Origin of the sequence: Serinicoccus hydrothermalis, assembly GCF_001685415.1 — a bacterium.
GTDB lineage: Bacteria > Actinomycetota > Actinomycetes > Actinomycetales > Dermatophilaceae > Ornithinicoccus > Ornithinicoccus hydrothermalis.
Genome location: NZ_CP014989.1, coordinates 528,417 through 544,735 on the forward strand (window position 1 = coordinate 528,417; position 16,319 = coordinate 544,735).

At 73.8% G+C, this 16,319-nt stretch carries 16 protein-coding genes and 3 tRNA genes; 10 read left to right on the forward strand and 9 right to left on the reverse strand.

Going from position 1 to position 16,319, the window contains the following annotated elements:
* Positions 1-25 precede the first annotated feature (25 nt).
* Positions 26-1,348 carry an amino acid ABC transporter substrate-binding protein gene (locus SGUI_RS02485; protein WP_083190438.1) on the reverse strand — a complete coding sequence of 441 codons (1,323 nt, stop codon included), beginning with the start codon at positions 1,346-1,348 and terminating at the stop codon, positions 26-28.
* Positions 1,349-1,541: 193 nt separating this feature from the next.
* On the opposite strand from SGUI_RS02485, the gene SGUI_RS02490 reads away from it, so the two are divergent.
* A complete protein-coding gene (locus tag SGUI_RS02490; protein ID WP_066635799.1) occupies positions 1,542-2,570 on the forward strand; it encodes a LacI family DNA-binding transcriptional regulator in 1,029 nt (342 codons plus the stop codon).
* Between the two features lie 114 nt (positions 2,571-2,684).
* Here the strand turns inward: SGUI_RS02490 and SGUI_RS17890 are convergent, their stop codons facing one another.
* The 3 genes from SGUI_RS17890 to SGUI_RS02510 form a co-directional block, all read right to left on the reverse strand.
* On the reverse strand, positions 2,685-3,533 hold the full coding sequence (locus tag SGUI_RS17890) for a hypothetical protein (RefSeq protein ID WP_066635802.1): 849 nt from the start codon (positions 3,531-3,533) through the stop codon (positions 2,685-2,687).
* Positions 3,534-3,545: 12 nt separating this feature from the next.
* Positions 3,546-4,559 (reverse strand): PQQ-dependent sugar dehydrogenase, encoded by a 1,014-nt coding sequence (locus SGUI_RS17895; RefSeq protein WP_066635804.1) that lies wholly within the window; start codon positions 4,557-4,559, stop codon positions 3,546-3,548.
* 763 nt (positions 4,560-5,322) lie between these two features.
* Positions 5,323-6,504: an MFS transporter gene (locus SGUI_RS02510; protein WP_066635808.1), complete on the reverse strand. Its 1,182-nt coding sequence runs from the start codon at positions 6,502-6,504 to the stop codon at positions 5,323-5,325.
* Between the two features lie 105 nt (positions 6,505-6,609).
* Here SGUI_RS02510 and SGUI_RS02515 point away from each other — a divergent pair, with 105 nt between their 5' ends.
* From SGUI_RS02515 to SGUI_RS02550, 8 genes are all read left to right on the forward strand, one after another.
* The gene (locus tag SGUI_RS02515; RefSeq protein WP_066635811.1) at positions 6,610-7,287 is read left to right on the forward strand and encodes an HAD family hydrolase; all 678 of its coding nucleotides are present in this window, start codon (positions 6,610-6,612) and stop codon (positions 7,285-7,287) included.
* 321 nt (positions 7,288-7,608) lie between these two features.
* Positions 7,609-9,000 (forward strand): GTP cyclohydrolase II, encoded by a 1,392-nt coding sequence (ribA, locus tag SGUI_RS02520; RefSeq protein ID WP_237141431.1) that lies wholly within the window; start codon positions 7,609-7,611, stop codon positions 8,998-9,000.
* A 22-nt stretch (positions 9,001-9,022) separates the two neighbouring features.
* Positions 9,023-9,754: a CDP-alcohol phosphatidyltransferase family protein gene (locus SGUI_RS02525; protein WP_083190440.1), complete on the forward strand. Its 732-nt coding sequence runs from the start codon at positions 9,023-9,025 to the stop codon at positions 9,752-9,754.
* Positions 9,751-10,758, forward strand: coding sequence for a zinc-dependent alcohol dehydrogenase (locus SGUI_RS02530; RefSeq protein ID WP_066635816.1), 1,008 nt, complete (start codon positions 9,751-9,753; stop codon positions 10,756-10,758). Before SGUI_RS02525 ends, SGUI_RS02530 begins: the two co-directional genes overlap by 4 nt.
* Positions 10,759-10,774: 16 nt before the next feature.
* Entirely contained in the window at positions 10,775-11,167 is a 393-nt protein-coding gene (locus SGUI_RS02535; RefSeq protein WP_066635818.1) for a 6-pyruvoyl trahydropterin synthase family protein, read from the forward strand.
* Complete coding sequence (locus SGUI_RS02540; RefSeq protein ID WP_066635820.1) at positions 11,145-12,215, forward strand: glycosyltransferase family 4 protein; 1,071 nt, start codon at positions 11,145-11,147, stop codon at positions 12,213-12,215. Before SGUI_RS02535 ends, SGUI_RS02540 begins: the two co-directional genes overlap by 23 nt.
* The gene (locus tag SGUI_RS02545; RefSeq protein ID WP_066635822.1) at positions 12,209-13,048 is read left to right on the forward strand and encodes a methyltransferase domain-containing protein; all 840 of its coding nucleotides are present in this window, start codon (positions 12,209-12,211) and stop codon (positions 13,046-13,048) included. The genes SGUI_RS02540 and SGUI_RS02545 overlap by 7 nt, the downstream gene beginning before the upstream one ends.
* Before the next feature lie 52 nt (positions 13,049-13,100).
* A complete protein-coding gene (locus tag SGUI_RS02550) occupies positions 13,101-14,006 on the forward strand; it encodes a lysylphosphatidylglycerol synthase transmembrane domain-containing protein (protein ID WP_066635824.1) in 906 nt (301 codons plus the stop codon).
* A 14-nt stretch (positions 14,007-14,020) separates the two neighbouring features.
* Here the strand turns inward: SGUI_RS02550 and SGUI_RS02555 are convergent, their stop codons facing one another.
* Both SGUI_RS02555 and SGUI_RS02560 read right to left on the reverse strand, forming a co-directional pair.
* A complete protein-coding gene (locus tag SGUI_RS02555) occupies positions 14,021-14,272 on the reverse strand; it encodes a carboxypeptidase-like regulatory domain-containing protein (protein WP_066635825.1) in 252 nt (83 codons plus the stop codon).
* A 9-nt stretch (positions 14,273-14,281) separates the two neighbouring features.
* Positions 14,282-15,211: a trypsin-like serine peptidase gene (locus tag SGUI_RS02560; protein WP_066635828.1), complete on the reverse strand. Its 930-nt coding sequence runs from the start codon at positions 15,209-15,211 to the stop codon at positions 14,282-14,284.
* Here SGUI_RS02560 and SGUI_RS16945 point away from each other — a divergent pair.
* Positions 15,210-15,761, forward strand: a complete 552-nt coding sequence (locus SGUI_RS16945) for an SDR family NAD(P)-dependent oxidoreductase (protein ID WP_237141432.1) — start codon at positions 15,210-15,212, stop codon at positions 15,759-15,761. The genes SGUI_RS02560 and SGUI_RS16945 overlap by 2 nt on opposite strands.
* Before the next feature lie 220 nt (positions 15,762-15,981).
* Here the strand turns inward: SGUI_RS16945 and SGUI_RS02570 are convergent.
* From SGUI_RS02570 to SGUI_RS02580, 3 genes are all read right to left on the reverse strand, one after another.
* Positions 15,982-16,056: transfer RNA gene (locus tag SGUI_RS02570), tRNA-Val, on the reverse strand.
* A 25-nt stretch (positions 16,057-16,081) separates the two neighbouring features.
* A tRNA-Cys gene (locus SGUI_RS02575) sits at positions 16,082-16,152 on the reverse strand.
* A 27-nt stretch (positions 16,153-16,179) separates the two neighbouring features.
* A tRNA-Gly gene (locus SGUI_RS02580) sits at positions 16,180-16,252 on the reverse strand.
* Positions 16,253-16,319: the final 67 nt, after the last annotated feature.

The window sequence follows — 16,319 nt, forward strand, 5'->3', positions numbered from 1 at the left end:
TGGGGCAGGTGGTCATCGGTGGTGCTCACCAGTCCTGCTTGGGGTAGCTGAGCTCGGCGTCGCTGGTGTCCTCGGGCAGCACGATCCGGATCTCCCCGTCCTGCCACTGCTGGATGAGGTGGGCGGCCTGCGGGCGGCCCTCGGCGTCCCAGGAGAGCGGGCCCACGACGGTGTCGACCGTGTTCTCGCGCAGCCAGTCGATCATCGACTGCTGGCACTCGGGGCTGGGGTCGGCGCACTCGTTGGCCTCGGCGGCGGCCGCGACCACCTGCATCGTGGTCCAGGCGTTGGCCTCGTCCTCGTTGGGGGCGTTGCCGTGTTTGTCCGTGTAGAACTCGACGAACTCGGCGTTGGTCGGGTACTCCGCCTCCGGGGTGTAGCCGGTCGGCGAGATGATCCCCTCCGTCTGGTCCCCGATCGCCTCCGGGAACTCCGGGTTGGTCGGGGCGGTGGAGAAGGCGGCCAGCTGCGGCTGGTAGTCCAGCTGCTGCAGGGCCACGATGAGGTTGACCGCGTCCTGGTACTGCGTGCCGCCGACGAGGATGTCGGCGTCGCTCGCCGCGATCTTGTTGGCGATGCTGGAGAAGTCGGTCGTGTTGGGCGGGTAGACCTCGTCGGCCACCGTCTCGATGCCACCCTCCTCGAGCTTCTCCTTGAGCCCGTATGCCGTGCCCTGGGCGAAGGGGTCGTCCATCGAGGCGTAGGCCGCGGTCGTGGGCCGCTCGTCCTCGGGCATGGCGAGGATGTAGTCGGCCAGGTAGTTGTAGTGGTCGTTGGCGATGGCCGGCGCGGCGTAGAAGAGGTTGTCGAAGCCCTGGGTGAAGACCTCCTCGGCGGCACCGGCCGGCTCGACGAAGAGGAAGCCGTAGTCCTGGGCCACCTGGGCCGCGGGCACCACCAGACGCGTGGAGAAGGGACCGACGACGATGTCGACCTGGTCCTGGTTGATGAGCTTCTCGTAGTCCGAGGCGACCCGGTCGGCGTTGGACTGGTCGTCGTAGATGGTGAGCTCGACGTCGCGCCCGAGCAGCCCGCCGTTGGCGTTGGTGTACTCCGCCCAGGCCTCGTAGCCGCGCTGCACGCCTTTGCCGGGCTCGGAGAAGTCGCCGGTCAGCGGCAGCGAGATGCCGATGGTGACGGGACCCTCATCCTCGCCCCCCTCGCCTCCGCCGCCGCCGGCGGAGGCGCCACCACCGCCGCCGAGCCCGCAGGCGCTGAGCGTGAGCGTCCCGGCGGCGGCCAGGGCGACCGCTGCGCGGCGCGGTGCAGGGCGGGGTCCGTGGGGCCGGACCCCGGTGACCCGGTCGGCTCCGGACGTCGTGACGGATGTGCGGCTGCTGTGCTTCATCTGGCGGCTCCTTTGCGGCCCACGGGTCTGGGTCACCGTTTACGCAAACGTTTGCACAAACGATTGCGCTGTACGATAACGTCCTCCTGCGCCGTTGACAAGTGACGGCCCGCCGCGAGTCCTCCGGGCCCGCGGCGCAGGTAGGTTGAGCGCCGGAGGTCTCGGGAGACGAGCCCTCGGGGAGGAGTCGAGGATGACCGGAGCCGCACCACGGTTGGTGGACATCGCCGAGTCCGCGGGCGTCTCCGTGGCCACGGCGTCCCGGGCGCTGAGCGGTCGTGAGGGCGTGAGCGCCGCCGTCGCCGAGCGGGTCAAGCAGATCGCCGAGTCCCTGGGCTACATCGCCAACGTGCACGCCCGGTCGCTGGCGGGGGGCACCACCTCCAGCGTCGGCCTGGTCATCCACGAGGTCGCCGACCCCTACTTCTCCGAGATCGCGAGCGGCGTCATGCGCGTGGCCGGCCGACAGGGGCTGTCGGTGCAGATGTGCCACAGCGGCCGCGACCCCCAGATCGAGCTGCGCCAGCTGCGCACCCTCATCGCCAACCGGGTCGGCGTCATCGTCGTGGCCGGCTCGGGATACCTCGACCAGGAGGCCGAGCGCAGCATCCACCGCGAGCTCACCCGCTTCACCCAGGCCGGGGGCCGGGTCGTCGCCATCGGGCGGCACCAGCACGCGACCGACGCGGTGCTGCCGGCCAACACCGACGGCGGGCACGCCGTGACCCGGCACCTGCTCGAGCTGGGGCACCGGCGCATCGCCGTCATCGCGGGGTCCCTGGGGCTGACCACCGTCGCCGACCGCCTCACCGGGGTGCACCGCGCCCTGAGCGCCGCCGGGCTGGGCGAGCAGGATGTCCCGGTCGTGGAGGCGCCCTTCACCCGGGAGGGCGGCAAGGCCGCGACCCTCGAGCTGCTGGAACGCTACCCCGACCGCACCGCCGTGCTCGCGCTCAACGACGACATGGCCATCGGGGCGCTGTCGGTCCTGCGGTCCCGGTCGTTGCGGGTGCCGGACGACATGTCGGTCACGGGCTTCGACGACGTCCCGGTGGCCGCGGACCTCTCCCCCTCGCTGACGACCGTCCGGCTGCCGATGCAGCAGATGGGCGAGAAGGCGCTGGAGCTCGCGCTGCGCCCGCCCGCCAAGCGCCCCCGGCGGGTCGTCATGCCCGCGACCCTCGTGGAGCGCGGCTCCAGCGGTCCCCCGCGCTCCTCCTGACCCGGACTGCGGTCAGCCTCCTGCAACCTCCATCGCGCTGTAGGGCGATGGAGGTTGCAGGATGGCGACCGCACTCCGGGTCAGGGGCGGGCGAGGGTCAGGGGCGGGCCAGGGTCAGGAGCAGCTCACCGCCTCGTGCTCCACCTGGTAGCGCTGGTAGTGCCCGACGCCGTCGTAGAAGGCGTAGCCCGCCACGGTGAGGGTGCCGGCCTCGACGTCCGCGCTTCCGGAGCGGAAGCCGTGGTAGACGGCCTGGCCGTCGGCCACACCGCTCCACTTCTTGTCGGCGAGCGAGGTCGTCGCGCGGATGTCGGCGCGGTGACCGTCCTGGTTCACGACGTGGACGGCCACCACGGCCTCCTCGCCCCAGCACTGGGCGCGGGCCGAGACGCGCAGGTCCACCCGGTCGGTCACCGGCGGTGACACGACCCGCACCGACTCGGTGTCCGAGGCGTTGCCGTGGCCCTTCGAGCGCACCGACACCTTGATCGTGTAGTCACCGGGCTCGAAGGCCGAGACGTCGAAGGACGTCGCGAAGGTGCCGTCGGTGACCGGGACCTCGCGCCCGACGACCTTGCGACCCTCGGAGTTCTGCAGCTCGGCATACACCGCCTCGACGTCCTTGCGCCACCCGGTGCTTCCGGGGTCGGCCTCACCGGTGACGTCGACCGTCTCCTCGGTGGTGACCTCGCCACCACCGCCGGTGATCGTCACGCTCGGCTGCACCACGGGCTCCTGCGCCGGGTCGCCGGTGACCGTGACGCCGCGGATCCGGCCGGTGTTGTCGAAGGAGCCGAAGCCCGCCCGGCCGGAGTCGCGGTTGTGGTCGTAGGCCGCCACCGGGTAGGTGAAGAACTGCTCGGCGTCGTCCTCGGGCAGCGGGAAGATCTGCCGGTTCTGCGCCACGAACGGTCCCTCGCGGTCGGACCAGCCGAAGTTGTCGCCCGGCTCCACGGCATACACCGACTCGACCTGTCACTCGCCGATGTGGCCGAGGTACATCGTGTGGTCGCCCTCGGGGTCCCAGCTGATGCGGTGCGGGTCGCGCATCCCGACGGCATAGATCTCGCCGAGCGCGCCCTCCGTGCCGACGAACGGGTTGTCGGCCGGGATGCCGTACTGGCCGTTGTCGCTGTCGTCGCCCAGCGGGTCGATCCGGAAGATCTTGCCGTGCGGCGTCGCGAGGTCCTGCGGGTTGTCGTTGCCGACCCCGTTGCCACCGTCGCCGGACAGGATGTAGAGCATCCCGTAGTCGGGGTCGCCGGGGCTGACGGTCAGGTTGAACGCGATCTGCTGCAGGGTGTGTACGCGACCCGCGAACGGCACCCGCATGAGCTCGCGGCTGGTGCCGGAGAAGACCTCGGCCGCGGGGTCGTCGGCGGTCCACTCGGTGACGACGCTGTGGTAGTTCACGCCACCGTAGGCGGGGAAGTGCGGCTCGTCCTCGGTGAGCGCGCTGCCGGCCTCGGTGTGGACCGTGTAGAAGATCCCGTTCTCGGCGTACTCCGGGTGGTGCTCGACGAAGCCGAACCCGGTGCCGAGCCCCGCGTGGTTGTGGAAGTTGTCGACGAAGCGCTCACGGACGTCGAGGTACGGGGTGTAGTCCCCGGTCTCCTTGTCCACCATGTAGAGCATCGCCTTCATGTCCGGGACCGCGAGACGACCGGAGCCGTCCGGGACCTCGTCGAGGTGGGTGATGCGGTTGTGCCGGATGAGCCGCTGGTCGCTCGCGGCCGGGGTGGTCGAGGACTCCGGGAGCTGGACGAGCTCCTCCACCTCGATGCCGAGGGTGGAGGGCTCCGGGTCGGGCAGCGGGTTCAGCAGCGGCTGCTCGGGGATCTCCCCGGCCTCGCAGTCGGCGGGGTTGCCGCTGGGGATGGCGAGGTTCTTCCCCGCGGTGTCGATGCCCACGTCGTCCAGGTAGAGGTCGCCGGGGCTGCGCGAGCCGTTGATCCAGAAGAAGCGGTCCAGGCCGCGGGAGACCGGCACCCGGAAGTCGAACTGCTCCTCGGCGCCGTCCGGGAGCCGGGTCTGCTCCTCGTAGGGACCCCCCTGGCTGTAGACGCTGACCTGGTCGCTCGCGTTGTCCGCGACGATCCAGACGCACTGCCACGAGTCCTTCCCCCACGTTGCCGATCGACGCGAACGCGCCGCCGTCGCGGGCCCGCAGGATGTCGTCGTTCTGGTTGTTCACGTAGGCCCGGCTGTCCGTGTAGGTGCCGCGGACGTCCACGTCGGTGATGCCGAACGAGGTGTCGACGGTCTCGGTGCGCAGGAACCGGAAGAACAGCGTCCCCGTGTCCCCGTCCTCGATCGCCGGGATCTCCCAGTATGCCTTCTCCCCCGGGCCGTTGAGCTGGCCGACGAAGTTGTTCTGGTTGAGCGGGTCCTGCACGACGGCCGCGGCGGCCGAGCCGACCCACCCGTCCTGGCCGTCCAGGCCCCCCAGGGTGTAGGTCTCGAAGTCGAGCAGGGTGGTGAAGTCGGCGGCGGCCTCCTGGGCGAGGTCGTCACCGCCCTCGTCCGGGGCGGCCGGGGCCGCGACCGCGGCGGGCGCGAGCCCGGTGATGCCGAGCGTCGTCGCGAGCGTGAGGGCTGTCCATCTCCGGGACCGGTGTGGTCGGAGCCGTGACATCATTGTCTCTCCTCAAGATGCGTCAACGTTCGCGTGCCTGGCCAGGTGAAGGTCAACGTGGAGGGGCCTCACAAGGGTTTGCGTGAAATTACGTCCGGGAAGGCCGCGGGGAGTCCCTCACCGGGGCGGCGTCGCACCGGCCGGGCGGGCCCCTGCACGCAGGAGGAGGACCACCCCGACCGTGGCAGCCCCGAGCGCCACGAAAGCGCTGGCCAGGCCCCGTCCTTGGGCCAGGAGCCCCAGCACGAGCGGGCCCGCCCCGAGACCGACGTCCACGAGCACCCCGAAGGTCGCACCGACCGCACCGGGCCGCCCGTCGGGCAGGCGTTCGGTGAGCAGCCGGAAGAAGGCGGGGGTGAGCAGGACGGCCCCGAGGGCCAGCACGACGGTCCCGGCCGCGAAGGCCCACGCGCCTCCCGCAAGGCCGAGCAGCACCAGCCCTGCCCCGCTCAGGACCAGGGCGGCCGCGGAGAGCCGCGTCGCGGCATACCGGTCGGTGAGGCGTGCCAGGAGCAGGCGGCCGGCCACGACGACGCCGCCGTAGAGGGCCAGCGGCCACCCGGCCCCGTCGAGACCGACCTCCCGGGCCCGCAGGGCCGCGAAGGCGAGGAAACCCGCCGACCCCACCATCCCCACCACGAACGCCAGCCCGGGCAGCCGCACCGCGCGGGGGAAGAGCGGCGCGGCGCCGTCCGGCGGCTCCTCCGGCCGGGCGCCCGGCAGCGCCGTGCCGACGGCCGCGGCCAGCACGCCGAGGGCGGCGACGCCGAGCCAGGCGGTGCGGTAGCCGCCGAGGTCCACCAGCCGCTCACCGAGCGCAGGACCCAGCGCGATGCCGACGAAGAGCGACAGCGAGCTGTAGCTGAGCGCCTCACCGCGGCGCTGCCGCGGCGCGACGTGGAGCAGAACTGCCATGCCGGCGACGAAGACGATCGCCTCGGCGACCCCGGTGAGCGCCCGGAGCAGCAGCAGCACCGGCACGCTGCCGGCCTGGGTGTGCGCGACCAGCACGACCGCCAGCAGCAGCGAGGCCCCGACGAAGGGACGCCGCGGTCCCCACCGGTCCACCACCCGGCCGGCGGCCGGTCGCAGCACCAGCGCGGTGAGGCTGAAGGTGGCGACCGTGAGGCCCACCACGAGGGGGCCGGCTGCCAGGCGGTCGGCCGCGTAGACCGGGACGAGGGGGATGAGCGCGCCGATGCCCACGAAGTAGGCCAGCTCGGCGAGGACCAGGGCGAGGAAGGGCCCCGTCAGGAGGCGAGCACCCGACGGCGGGCCGTCCCCTGGCGCCGCAGCCACCCGGCGATGGTAGCAGCGGGACGCCGCGCGGAGCCGGTGTCGACCGGTGGGCCTGCGACCCCGCCCAGGGCCGGTCGGGCACCCGGCCCTGGGTAGGCTCGCTGGGTGGAGACCGCCCGCCGCCTCGTCGAGGACGCCCGGACCCTGCTCGTCGACTTCGACGGGCCCCTCGCCCGGCTCTTCCCTGGGGCCCGGTGGGCCGAGCTGGGCGACCGGCTGCGGGCGGAGGCACGCAGGCTCGGCGGCTCCGAGCTGGCGCAGCGGCTGGAGGGCGAGGCGGACCACGTGCAGTGCCTGAGGCTGGTCGGTGACCACTCGCCCCGGCTGCTGGAGGCCCTGGAGGCCCTCGTCACCGAGCTCGAGCTGGAGGCCGCCGCCCGGGTGTCCCCCCGGACCGGGGCGGTGGCTCTCGTCGAGCACACCCTGGGTCGAGGTGCCTCCGTCGCCGTGGTCACCAACAACACCCCCGCCGTCGTGGCGGGCGTGCTGGACCGCGCCCGCCACGGCGTCACCGCGCGCCTGCATGTCGTGGGCCGGTCGGCGGGGCAGGTGGCCGACCTCAAGCCGCGGCCCGACCTCCTGGTGCGGGCGCTGGGGCTGACCGGATCGCGCCCCGAGGAGTCGGTCTTCCTGGGGGACTCGGTGACCGACGTGCAGGCGGGCCGTGCGGCGGGAATGGCCGTCGTCGGGGTCGCCGAGGAGGAGGGCCGACGCCACGAGCTGCTCGCCGCCGGCGCGGTGGGTGCGGTGGACGGGGTCGACGCCCTCGTGCCCCCGCGGTAGGACGGGCGTTCAGCCGGACGCCACCGCGACGACCACCAGCAGGACCAGCACGGCGACCGGGACCGGGGCGGTCTCGACCCGGTCGAGGAGGAGCATCGTGCGGCGACGGGCAGGGCCGCGACCACCCCCAGGACCGTCGAGGCCACCCGCAGGCCCAGGGCCAGCACCACCCCCACGAACGGGTGCGGGTTCCTTGCGGCTCCGACCCTCGGAGGCCCGACGGACCCATTCTGTCACCTGTCTCACCTCCAGCACTCCTCGTCGACACGCTGCTCGCCCCTCCGCAGGAGAAGATCGCCGGTCACGACCATAATGTGGAGGATGGCTGAGCAGGCGAGAACCGCACCGCGGCAGGTCGAACGGGTGGCCGACACCCGGCTCCCGACCGACCACGCGACCTTCCGGATGACGGCATACCGCGACGACACGGGGACGGACCACGTCGTCCTCAGCCTCGGGGTCAGCGACGACGACGGCCCGGACCTTCCGCCGCCGCTCGTGCGCGTGCACTCCGAGTGCCTCACCGGCGACGCGCTGGGGTCGCGGCGCTGCGACTGCGGGGAGCAGCTGCAGCATGCGCTGCAGCTGGTCGCGCGGACGGGGCGCGGGGCCGTGGTCTACGCCCGCGGTCACGAGGGGCGGGCGATCGGCCTGGCCGAGAAGCTGCGTGCCTACGCCCTGCAGGACCGCGGCGTCGACACCGTCGACGCCAACCTGGCCCTGGGCCACCCCGCCGACGCCCGCACCTACGACCACTGCGCCGCCATGCTGCTCGACCTGGGGATGCGACGCGTCCGGCTCCTGTCCTCCAACCCGGCCAAGGAGCTGGCATTGAGCGCGCTCGGCATCGAGGTCGTAGAGCGCGTGCCGCTGGTCGTGCCGGACCGGGAGGAGAATGCCTTCTACCTCGCCACCAAGCGCGCCCGCATGGGCCACGACGAGGCCGACCAGGACGAGTGGGACCAGCTGCTGGCCGGGCGCATCCCGGCGGCTGGTGAGCTGGCCCAGCGCTACGGCGACCTGAACCGTGCGGACGGGCCGCGCGTGCTGGCCCAGCTCGGGCAGAGCCTGGACGGCTTCATCGCGAGCCGGACCGGCGACGCGGCCTTCGTCACCGGTGAGCTCGACCGTGAGCACCTGCACCGCCTGCGGGCGCTGGTGGACGCCGTGGTCGTCGGCGGGGCGACGGTGGCCTGCGACGACCCGCAGCTGACCGTCCGCGCGGTGGACGGCCCGCACCCGACCCGGGTCGTCCTCGACCCGCGCGGGACCACACCGGCGGACGCCGTGGTGCTCACCGACGCCACCTCCCCCACCCTGTGGGTCGTCGGGGCCGACGCCCGGGTCCGTCCGGTCGGCGACCACGTGGAGGTCGTCCGGTGGCCGGACGCGGGCCCGATGGAGCCCCGCGCCGTCCTCGACCTGCTGGCGGCCCGCGGGCTGCACCGGGTGCTCGTCGAGGGCGGCGGACGGCTGGTGTCGGCCTTCGTCCGGGCCGAGGCCGTGGACCGTCTCTACCTCACGACCGCGCCGGTGCTCATCGGCGACGGGGTGCCCGGGCTGCGGGTCGACGGTCAGGACCGGCTCACCGACGCCCTGCGTCCTACCGCCCGCCGCTACCGCCTCGGCGACGACGTCGTCACCGAGCTGGACCTGCGGCCGCTCACCGCCACGGCGCCGACCCTCGCCGACGACGTGCAGGACGCCAGCTGATGGCGGCGCCGTCGAGGACCCCATGACACCGACGCGCACCGTCGGTCCGCTTGACGCACGGCGCGGATCCACGGGTGGGGTCGAGTCCGCGGTCGTGCTGCTGCCGATCGGGGTGTGCATCGGCCTCCTCGCCCTCGTCTGGCCCTCGCCCGGCGTCACCACCCTCGCGCTCGCAGCGGGCCTCCTCGTGCCGGGCGTGGCGACCGCGGCCCTGCTCCGCCGACGCCCGCGTCCGGTCACCGCGGCGGATGTGGTCACCCTCGGACGGGTGGCGCTGACGGGGGTCGTCGCCACGGCGACCGTGCTCGTCCTGGCCGGGGAGCTCCCCGGCCGCGGCTGGGCCCTGGCGGCCGCGGTCGGGCTGGCCCTGGCGCTCGACGCCGCCGACGGGTACGTCGCCCGTCGGACCGGGACCGCGAGTGAGGCAGGGGCACGGTTGGACATGGAGTCCGACGCCGCGCTGCTGCTGGTGCTGTCCGTGCTCGCCGGCCCGACGCTCGGGTGGTGGGTGATCGCGATCGGGGCGATGCGCTATCTCTTCGTCCTCGCGTCGTGGGTCCGGCCGGCGCTGCGCGGGCCGCTCGCGCCGCGAGGGTGGCGCCGGGTCGTCGCGGCGCTGCAGGGGATCGCCCTCGTCACCGTCCTCGTGCCGGTCGTGCCGGTCGCCCTGGCCGGCACCGCCTGCGTGGTCGCGCTCCTGCTCCTGGCCGGCTCCTTCACGCGGGACGTCGTGGACCTGGAGACACGAGCGTGAGCACCGCAGCCCCCGGGACGGCGCAGGCATACTGGGCCACCGCGCCGGGCGAGGGCGAGGTGCGCACCGAGCCGCTGCGCGCCCCGGGACCCGACGAGGCGCTCGTGCGGGCGCTGGTCAGTGGCATCAGCCGCGGGACCGAGCTGCTCGTCCGTCGCGGCGGGGTGCCGCCCTCCCAGGCGAGGAGGATGCGCGCGCCGTTCCAGACGGGCGACTTCCCCTTCCCGGTGAAGTACGGCTACCTGTCGGTCGGCGTCGTCGAGCAGGGCCCCCACGACTGGACCGGGGCCCGCGTCTTCTGCCTGCACCCGCACCAGGACCGGTATGTCGTGCCCGTCACCGCGCTGACCCGGGTCCCGGATGCCGTCCCCACCGCCCGCGCCGTGCTGACCGGCCCGGTCGAGACCGCGCTCAACGCCCTGTGGGACGCACCGCCGTGTGCGGGCGACCGGGTGGCGGTCGTCGGGGGCGGGCTCATCGGCGGCGCCCTCGCGCTGCTGCTGCGGCGGTTCCCGCTGTCGCGGCTGCAGGTGGTCGAGGCCGACCCCGATCGACGCGACCGCCTCGTCGCCGCCGGTCTCGACGCCGTGGACCCCGACGTGGCCCAGGGCGACTGCGACCTGGTCCTCCACGCCTCGACGACGGCACCTGGCCTGGCGCTCGCCCTGCGGCTGGCCGGCGACGACGCCCAGGTGGTCGAGCTGTCCTGGTTCGGCTCGGCGGCACCGCAGGTGCCGCTCGGCGAGGACTTCCACTCCCGTCGCCTCACCCTCGTCGGGAGCCAGGTCGGACGGGTGGGCGCCGCCCGGCGACACCGCCGCGACCCGGCGGAGCGGCTGCGGGTCACCCTGGACCTGCTCGCCGACCCCGCCTTCGACCTGCTCCTCGGCGCGCAGCGCCCGTTCACGGGCGTCGTGGCCGCCGTCGAGGAGCTGGCTCGACGGCCCGACCTCACCGGGTGCGTCGTGCTGACCTACCCCGAGCCGGGCGACCCCCGGCCCTGACCCTCGAAGGAGCACGATGTTCGGACTCACCGTCACCGATCACGTCATGGTGGCGCACAGCCTGCCCGACCCGTTCTTCGGCCCGGCCCAGGGTCTGCACGGGGCGACGCTGGTGGTCGAGGCCACCTGGCGGCGGCGCGAGCTCGACGCGCACGGCGTCGTCGTCGACATCGGGGCCGCGTCGCAGGCCCTGTCAGAGGTGCTGGACCCGCTGCGCTACGCCAACCTCGACGAGCATCCCGACTTCGCGGGCCGGTTGAGCACCACCGAGGCGGTGGCCGCGCACGTGGCCCACGCCCTGGCCGAGCGGGTCCGGGCCGACCCGGACGCCGACCTCGACGGCCTCGGCGTCGTCGTGCGGGAGCACCCCGGGGCGTGGGTGACCTATGACCTGGACCTGCGAGCGTGACCGTGGCCGGTCGCCCGCCCTGGTCGTCCCGGCCGACCTGGCGGGCCCCAGCGGGGGCACCCGCTACGACGAGCGCATGATCACCGAGCTGGCCGAGACCGGTCTCGACGTCACCGCCGAGCCGGTGCCCGGCGCCTGGCCGTCCCCCACGGAGGACGACCGCGCGGCCCTGCGGCACGCGCTCGGGCGGCACGACGAGGTGCTCGTCGACGGCCTGATCGGCTCGGCCGCACCGGAGGAGATCGAGCAGGCGCGGGCGCGGGGTGCGCGGGTCGGGGTGCTCGTGCACCTGCCGTTGCCCGCCGAGGGCGGTCTCGACGAGCGGGAGCGGGCACGCCTCGCCGCCCTCGAACGGCGGGCCCTGCACGCGGCGGGCACGGTGGTCGCGACCAGCGGCTGGGCCGACGCCGACCTGCGGGAGCGCTACGGCCTCACCCATGTCCACGCGGTCGCCCCCGGCACGGACCGGGCCGAGACCGCGACCGGCAGCACGCCACCGCACCTGCTGGCCCTGGGCTCGATCACCCCGCGCAAGAACCCGCTCGGCCTGCTGGAGGCGCTCGGCGGGCTGCAGGACCGCCACTGGAACTTGTCGCTGGTCGGACCACGAGGGTCCGACGAGGGGTATGTCCGTGCCGTGACCGCGCGGGCGGAGGCCCTGCAGGGTCGGGTCCGGATGCCGGGGAGCCTCGAGGGCGACGCGCTCGAGGCGCTGTGGCGCACCGTCGACCTGCTCGTCCTGCCCTCCCAGACCGAGACCTACGGGATGGTCGTCACCGAGGCGCTGGCGCACGGCATACCAGCTCTGGTGCCTTCCGGGACCGGCGCCGTCGAGGCGCTGCACGGCTCGGGCGAGCGGGACGGCCTGCCCGGGGCCGGGGCGGTCGTGGCGGGGACGCGCGAGGAAGGATGGGCGGAGGCCCTGCGGGGTTGGCTCGACGACCCCGGGCTGCGGGACCGGTGGCGCCGTGCCGCCGCCGGGCACCGGGACCGGCTCCGCGGGTGGGACACCGCCGCGGCCGAGCTCCGGGCGGTGCTGCGGTGGTGAGCCGCCCTGTGCCCGCCGACTGGCTGGCGCTGCGCCGCGCCGCCGACCACCGGGCCCGGGAGCGCGCCGCCGGGCTGCTGCGCCGGCTCGGCGACCACGTCGGCGAGCGGACGGGTCAGGAGCTCGTCGTGCTCGACATCGGCGCGGGCACCGGCTCCAACCAGGCCTGGCTGGCGCCACGGCTCCCGGGGCCGCAGCGCTGGGTCCTGGTCGACCACGACCCCGACCTCCTCGGGCAGGCGGGCGCTGCCGTGCCCGGCGCGGACGTCACGACCCGCCGCGCCGTCGCCACGGTGGAGGAGGTCCACTCGCTCGTGCCCTCCGGCGGGGAGGTGCTGGTCACCTGCGCCGCGCTGCTCGACCTGCTCACCGTGGCGCAGCTCAACGCGCTCGCCGACGTCATCGCTCCAACGGGCCGACCCGGGGTGGCCGCGCTCCTGAGCCTCACGGTGACCGGCGACGTCGAGATCTCCCCGCCCCACCAGGCGGACGCCGCCGTCACGGCGGCCTTCGACGACCACCAGCGCCGTGAGGACCGGCCCGGGCCCAAGGCGACGGAGGCGATGGCCGCCGCGCTGCGCCGCCGGGGCGCGGACGTCGAGCTGGCCGCGACCGACTGGGAGCTGGACGCCTCGGACGAGTCGCTGGTGCGCCGCTACCTCCAGGACCGGGCGGCCGTGGCGGTGGAGCAGGACGCCACGCTGGCACCCCTCGCCCGCGAGTGGTTGGCCGCGCGCGAGGGCTCGCTGATGGACGGCTCGCTGCGGGTCAGGGTCGGCCACCTCGACCTGCTCAGCCTGCCCAGCGAGCCGGGGAGCGGGTCGGGTGGCTGAGACGGCGGTGGGGCCCCGGCCCAGGGTCGCGTCCTCCTCGCGAGGTCTGCAGGTGGTGTTGGTCGCCTCGCTGCAGGTGCTCGTCACCGTCGGGGTGCTGGGCTTCGTCGTCGCGCGGTGGGGGCTGGAGCCCATCACCACCGCCCTCGGCTCGCTGCCCTGGTGGGCGCTCGCGGGAGGGCTCGTGCTCGGGGCCGCGGGCGTGCTGGTCCAGGCGCTGCGCTGGCGGCTGGTCGCCCACCACCACGGCATCCGGCTCCCGGTCGGACCCGCCGTCGCCCGCTGCTGGCAGGCGTCCTTCCTCAACAGCCTGCTGCCCGGCGGGCTCGCGGGAGACGTCCTGCGGGCCGCGGACGACAGCAGCGACGCCGAGGTGAGCGCTGGTCGCCGGGCTCTGGCCAGCGGCTTCGCGGCCGTGGCCGCCGAGCGCCTGTGCGGCACGACCGTCGTCCTGGTCGCCGCCTCGGCCGCCCTCGCGCCGCACCGGCCGCTGCTGGCGGCGCTCTGCCTCGCCGGTGGCGTCGTCACGGCTGCCGTCGCGTGGCGCTGGCTGCGCCGGCTGCCCGCGCGGGACCTGCTCGGTGTCGGGATGCTGTCGGTGGTGGGGTGGGTGGCCTTCGCCGGCATCTTCGCGCTCGCCCTGGTCGCGGTGGCGCCCTCGACCGACCCGCGGCTCGCGCCGGGTCTCGCCGCCGTCTCGATCGCGGGCATGTCGGTGCCGGTCGGCGTCGGCGGCTGGGGAACGCGGGAGGCGGCCACCGCCTGGGTCTTCTCGGTCGTCGGGCTCGACCCGGCCGCCGGGGTGGGGGTTTCGGTGGGGTATGGCGTCCTCGCCCTGGTCTCCACGCTGCCTGGTGCCGTGGTGCTGGCGGCGCGGCTCGCCCCACGGGTGCGGGAGGTAGGTCGCTCCCGCGACCGACGCCATGCCCGGGCCGGGCGCGAGCACGCCGGCGCGTAGGCCGGCCGCGCGGCTCAGATCACGAGCGTGATCCGGGCGCTCCCCTCACCCGGGACCAGCACCGTGCACCGGCCGGACCCAGCCTCGCCGTGGGCGGTGACGGCATACTCCCCCGCACGGGGGACGTCGAGCGAGAAGGTGCCGTCCTCGCCGGTCAGCAGCGCAATGTCGGGCAGCGGCACGGGCCCCGCCTCCAGCGCCACGCGAGCGCCGGGGACGGGGCTGCCGTCGGCATCGGTGACGATGCCGTGGATGCGTGCCGTCATGCGGTGCGCTCAGCCCTTCCAGAGCTTGAGGTTGTCGAACACCGGCTTGTTGATGCGGGTGCCGCTGTTGCTGCCGGACCCACCGTAGGCGTGGATCGCCACGGCATACCGTCCGCCATCCTTGATGACGTAGACCCCGCCGCCGCTCTGGCCGCCGGCGGTGTCCAGCGTGTAGTAGACCTTCCGCGCGCTGAGCGAGGCGACGCCGCTCCAGTGATACCACTGGGTGCCGGTGGGCTTGTCGCCCGGGTAGCCGGACATGTTGAGGGTCGTGCCGTCGAGCGTGGCGTCGGACCAGTTGGCGAAGCCGAGCCAGCCCGTCTGGTTGCCCTTGGGCTCGGTCAGCACCATCGCGCCGTAGTCGTACTCGTGGTTCGGGCTGCTGGTCCAGCCGTGCACGCTGCGCAGCTGGGCACGGGGCACGACGAACTTGCCGTAGGGCAGGCTCGCGCCGTTGCGACCGGGCATGACCTCGACGCTGCGCACCCAGCCGTGCCGCTGCGTGCCCGGGTTGTGGATGAAGACGCAGTGGCCGGCGGTGATGATGCTCTTCGGGCCGTTGAACCAGCCGGTGCCGATCCACTTGCTGCCGTCGTTGGCGGTGATGAGCAGCGAGCAGTGGACCCGCCACGGGTAGCTGCTCGTCGCGGTGATCTGGATCCGGTTGTCCGGGCCCTGGACCGACTCGGTCGAGGGGTCCGGCGGACCGTAGGTGGCCTCGCCGACCGGCCGCAGGCCGGAGGTGTCCGGGGCGGTCTCCTCGACCGCGAAGGCCTCCGTCATCGCGGCGGCAACCGGCTCGATGTCCCCGTCGACGCCCTGCTCGGTGCTTCCCTCGCCCGCCTGCGGCGCCTCGGTGAGCTCCTCGGTGCCGACCTCGTCGGCGGCTTCCGGCTCGGGGCCGACCGGCTCGTGGGGGTTGGTGGTGTCGTGCGACATGTGCTTCTCCTCTGTGCTGCGCACCGGCCCCTGCGCCGGTGCGTCGAGGAGGGAGAGGCGCGGGTATGCCCTCAGATACCTTCGCGCTGCTCCAGCACGACCATGGCGTCGAGGAAGCGCGGGCCGGGGCCCTGCGCGGCCAGCACTCAACGCCGGACGGAGCCTGGGCGGCTCCTTCCTCGACACCGACATCGAGGGCGAGCTGGCCAGGATCTCGCTCAACATCACCTCCCAGGTCCTGCTCGCCAAGCACGTCAGCGCCGCCATGGCCGAGCAGGACCAAGGCCGGATCCTCATCACGTCCTCGCTGTCCGCGCTCACCCCGACCCCGTACGAGTCGATCTACGGCACGACGACGGCCTTCATGCTGAGCTTCGCCCAGGGCCTGCGCGAGGAGATGCGCGAGTACGGCGTCTCGGTCACGGCGCTGCTGCCCGGTGCGAGGGCGACCGACTTCCACCAGTCGGCGGGGATGGGCAACACGGTGTTCGGCTCCAACGACTGGAAGAACGATCCGGCACAGGTGGCGCGCCAGGCGTGCAGGCGCTGATGCGGGGCAGGGCCCAGGTGGTGGGTGGCGACCTGGCGACCCGTAGGGGTGCTGCCCTTAACGCGGTGCTCCCCGGCGAGGGGAAGGCACGTCGGATCGCCCGGAGCAGCAGGCCCGACTGAGGTCGCGCACGCTTGTCTTACGCGGCCACGGAGCGTGCCCGCAGGACGCACGACAAAGCCCCTGACCGGCATACCTGCAGGTCAGGGGCTTGCTGTGCTGGTGGACGATACTGGGATCGAACCAGTGACCTCTTCCGTGTCAAGGAAGCGCGCTACCGCTGCGCCAATCGTCCCTGCGCGATGAAGATCGCGAGTGCGAGGTGGAGACGGGATTCGAACCCGTGTATACGGCTTTGCAGGCCGCTGCCTCGCCTCTCGGCCACTCCACCGTGAGGCATCTGGTGGTGGTGCCTCAGAGCGGATGACCGGGCTCGAACCGGCGACCTCAACCTTGGCAAGGTTGCGCTCTACCAACTGAGCTACATCCGCCTGCTCCGCTGCTACCAGCGGCGCGAGGCAAAACACTAGCCGACGGCGGCGGGCGTTTCCAAATCAC

Coding starts and splice junctions, on each gene's coding strand:
- SGUI_RS02485 (WP_083190438.1), bottom strand. CDS start 1,348: ATGAAGCACAGCAGCCGCACATCCGTCACGACGTCCGGAGCCGACCGG.
- SGUI_RS02490 (WP_066635799.1), top strand. CDS start 1,542: ATGACCGGAGCCGCACCACGGTTGGTGGACATCGCCGAGTCCGCGGGC.
- ribA (WP_237141431.1), top strand. CDS start 7,609: ATGGCTGAGCAGGCGAGAACCGCACCGCGGCAGGTCGAACGGGTGGCC.
- SGUI_RS02525 (WP_083190440.1), top strand. CDS start 9,023: ATGACACCGACGCGCACCGTCGGTCCGCTTGACGCACGGCGCGGATCC.
- SGUI_RS02535 (WP_066635818.1), top strand. CDS start 10,775: ATGTTCGGACTCACCGTCACCGATCACGTCATGGTGGCGCACAGCCTG.
- SGUI_RS02540 (WP_066635820.1), top strand. CDS start 11,145: ATGACCTGGACCTGCGAGCGTGACCGTGGCCGGTCGCCCGCCCTGGTC.
- SGUI_RS02555 (WP_066635825.1), bottom strand. CDS start 14,272: ATGACGGCACGCATCCACGGCATCGTCACCGATGCCGACGGCAGCCCC.
- SGUI_RS16945 (WP_237141432.1), top strand. CDS start 15,210: ATGTGCTTCTCCTCTGTGCTGCGCACCGGCCCCTGCGCCGGTGCGTCG.
- SGUI_RS02560 (WP_066635828.1), bottom strand. CDS start 15,211: ATGTCGCACGACACCACCAACCCCCACGAGCCGGTCGGCCCCGAGCCG.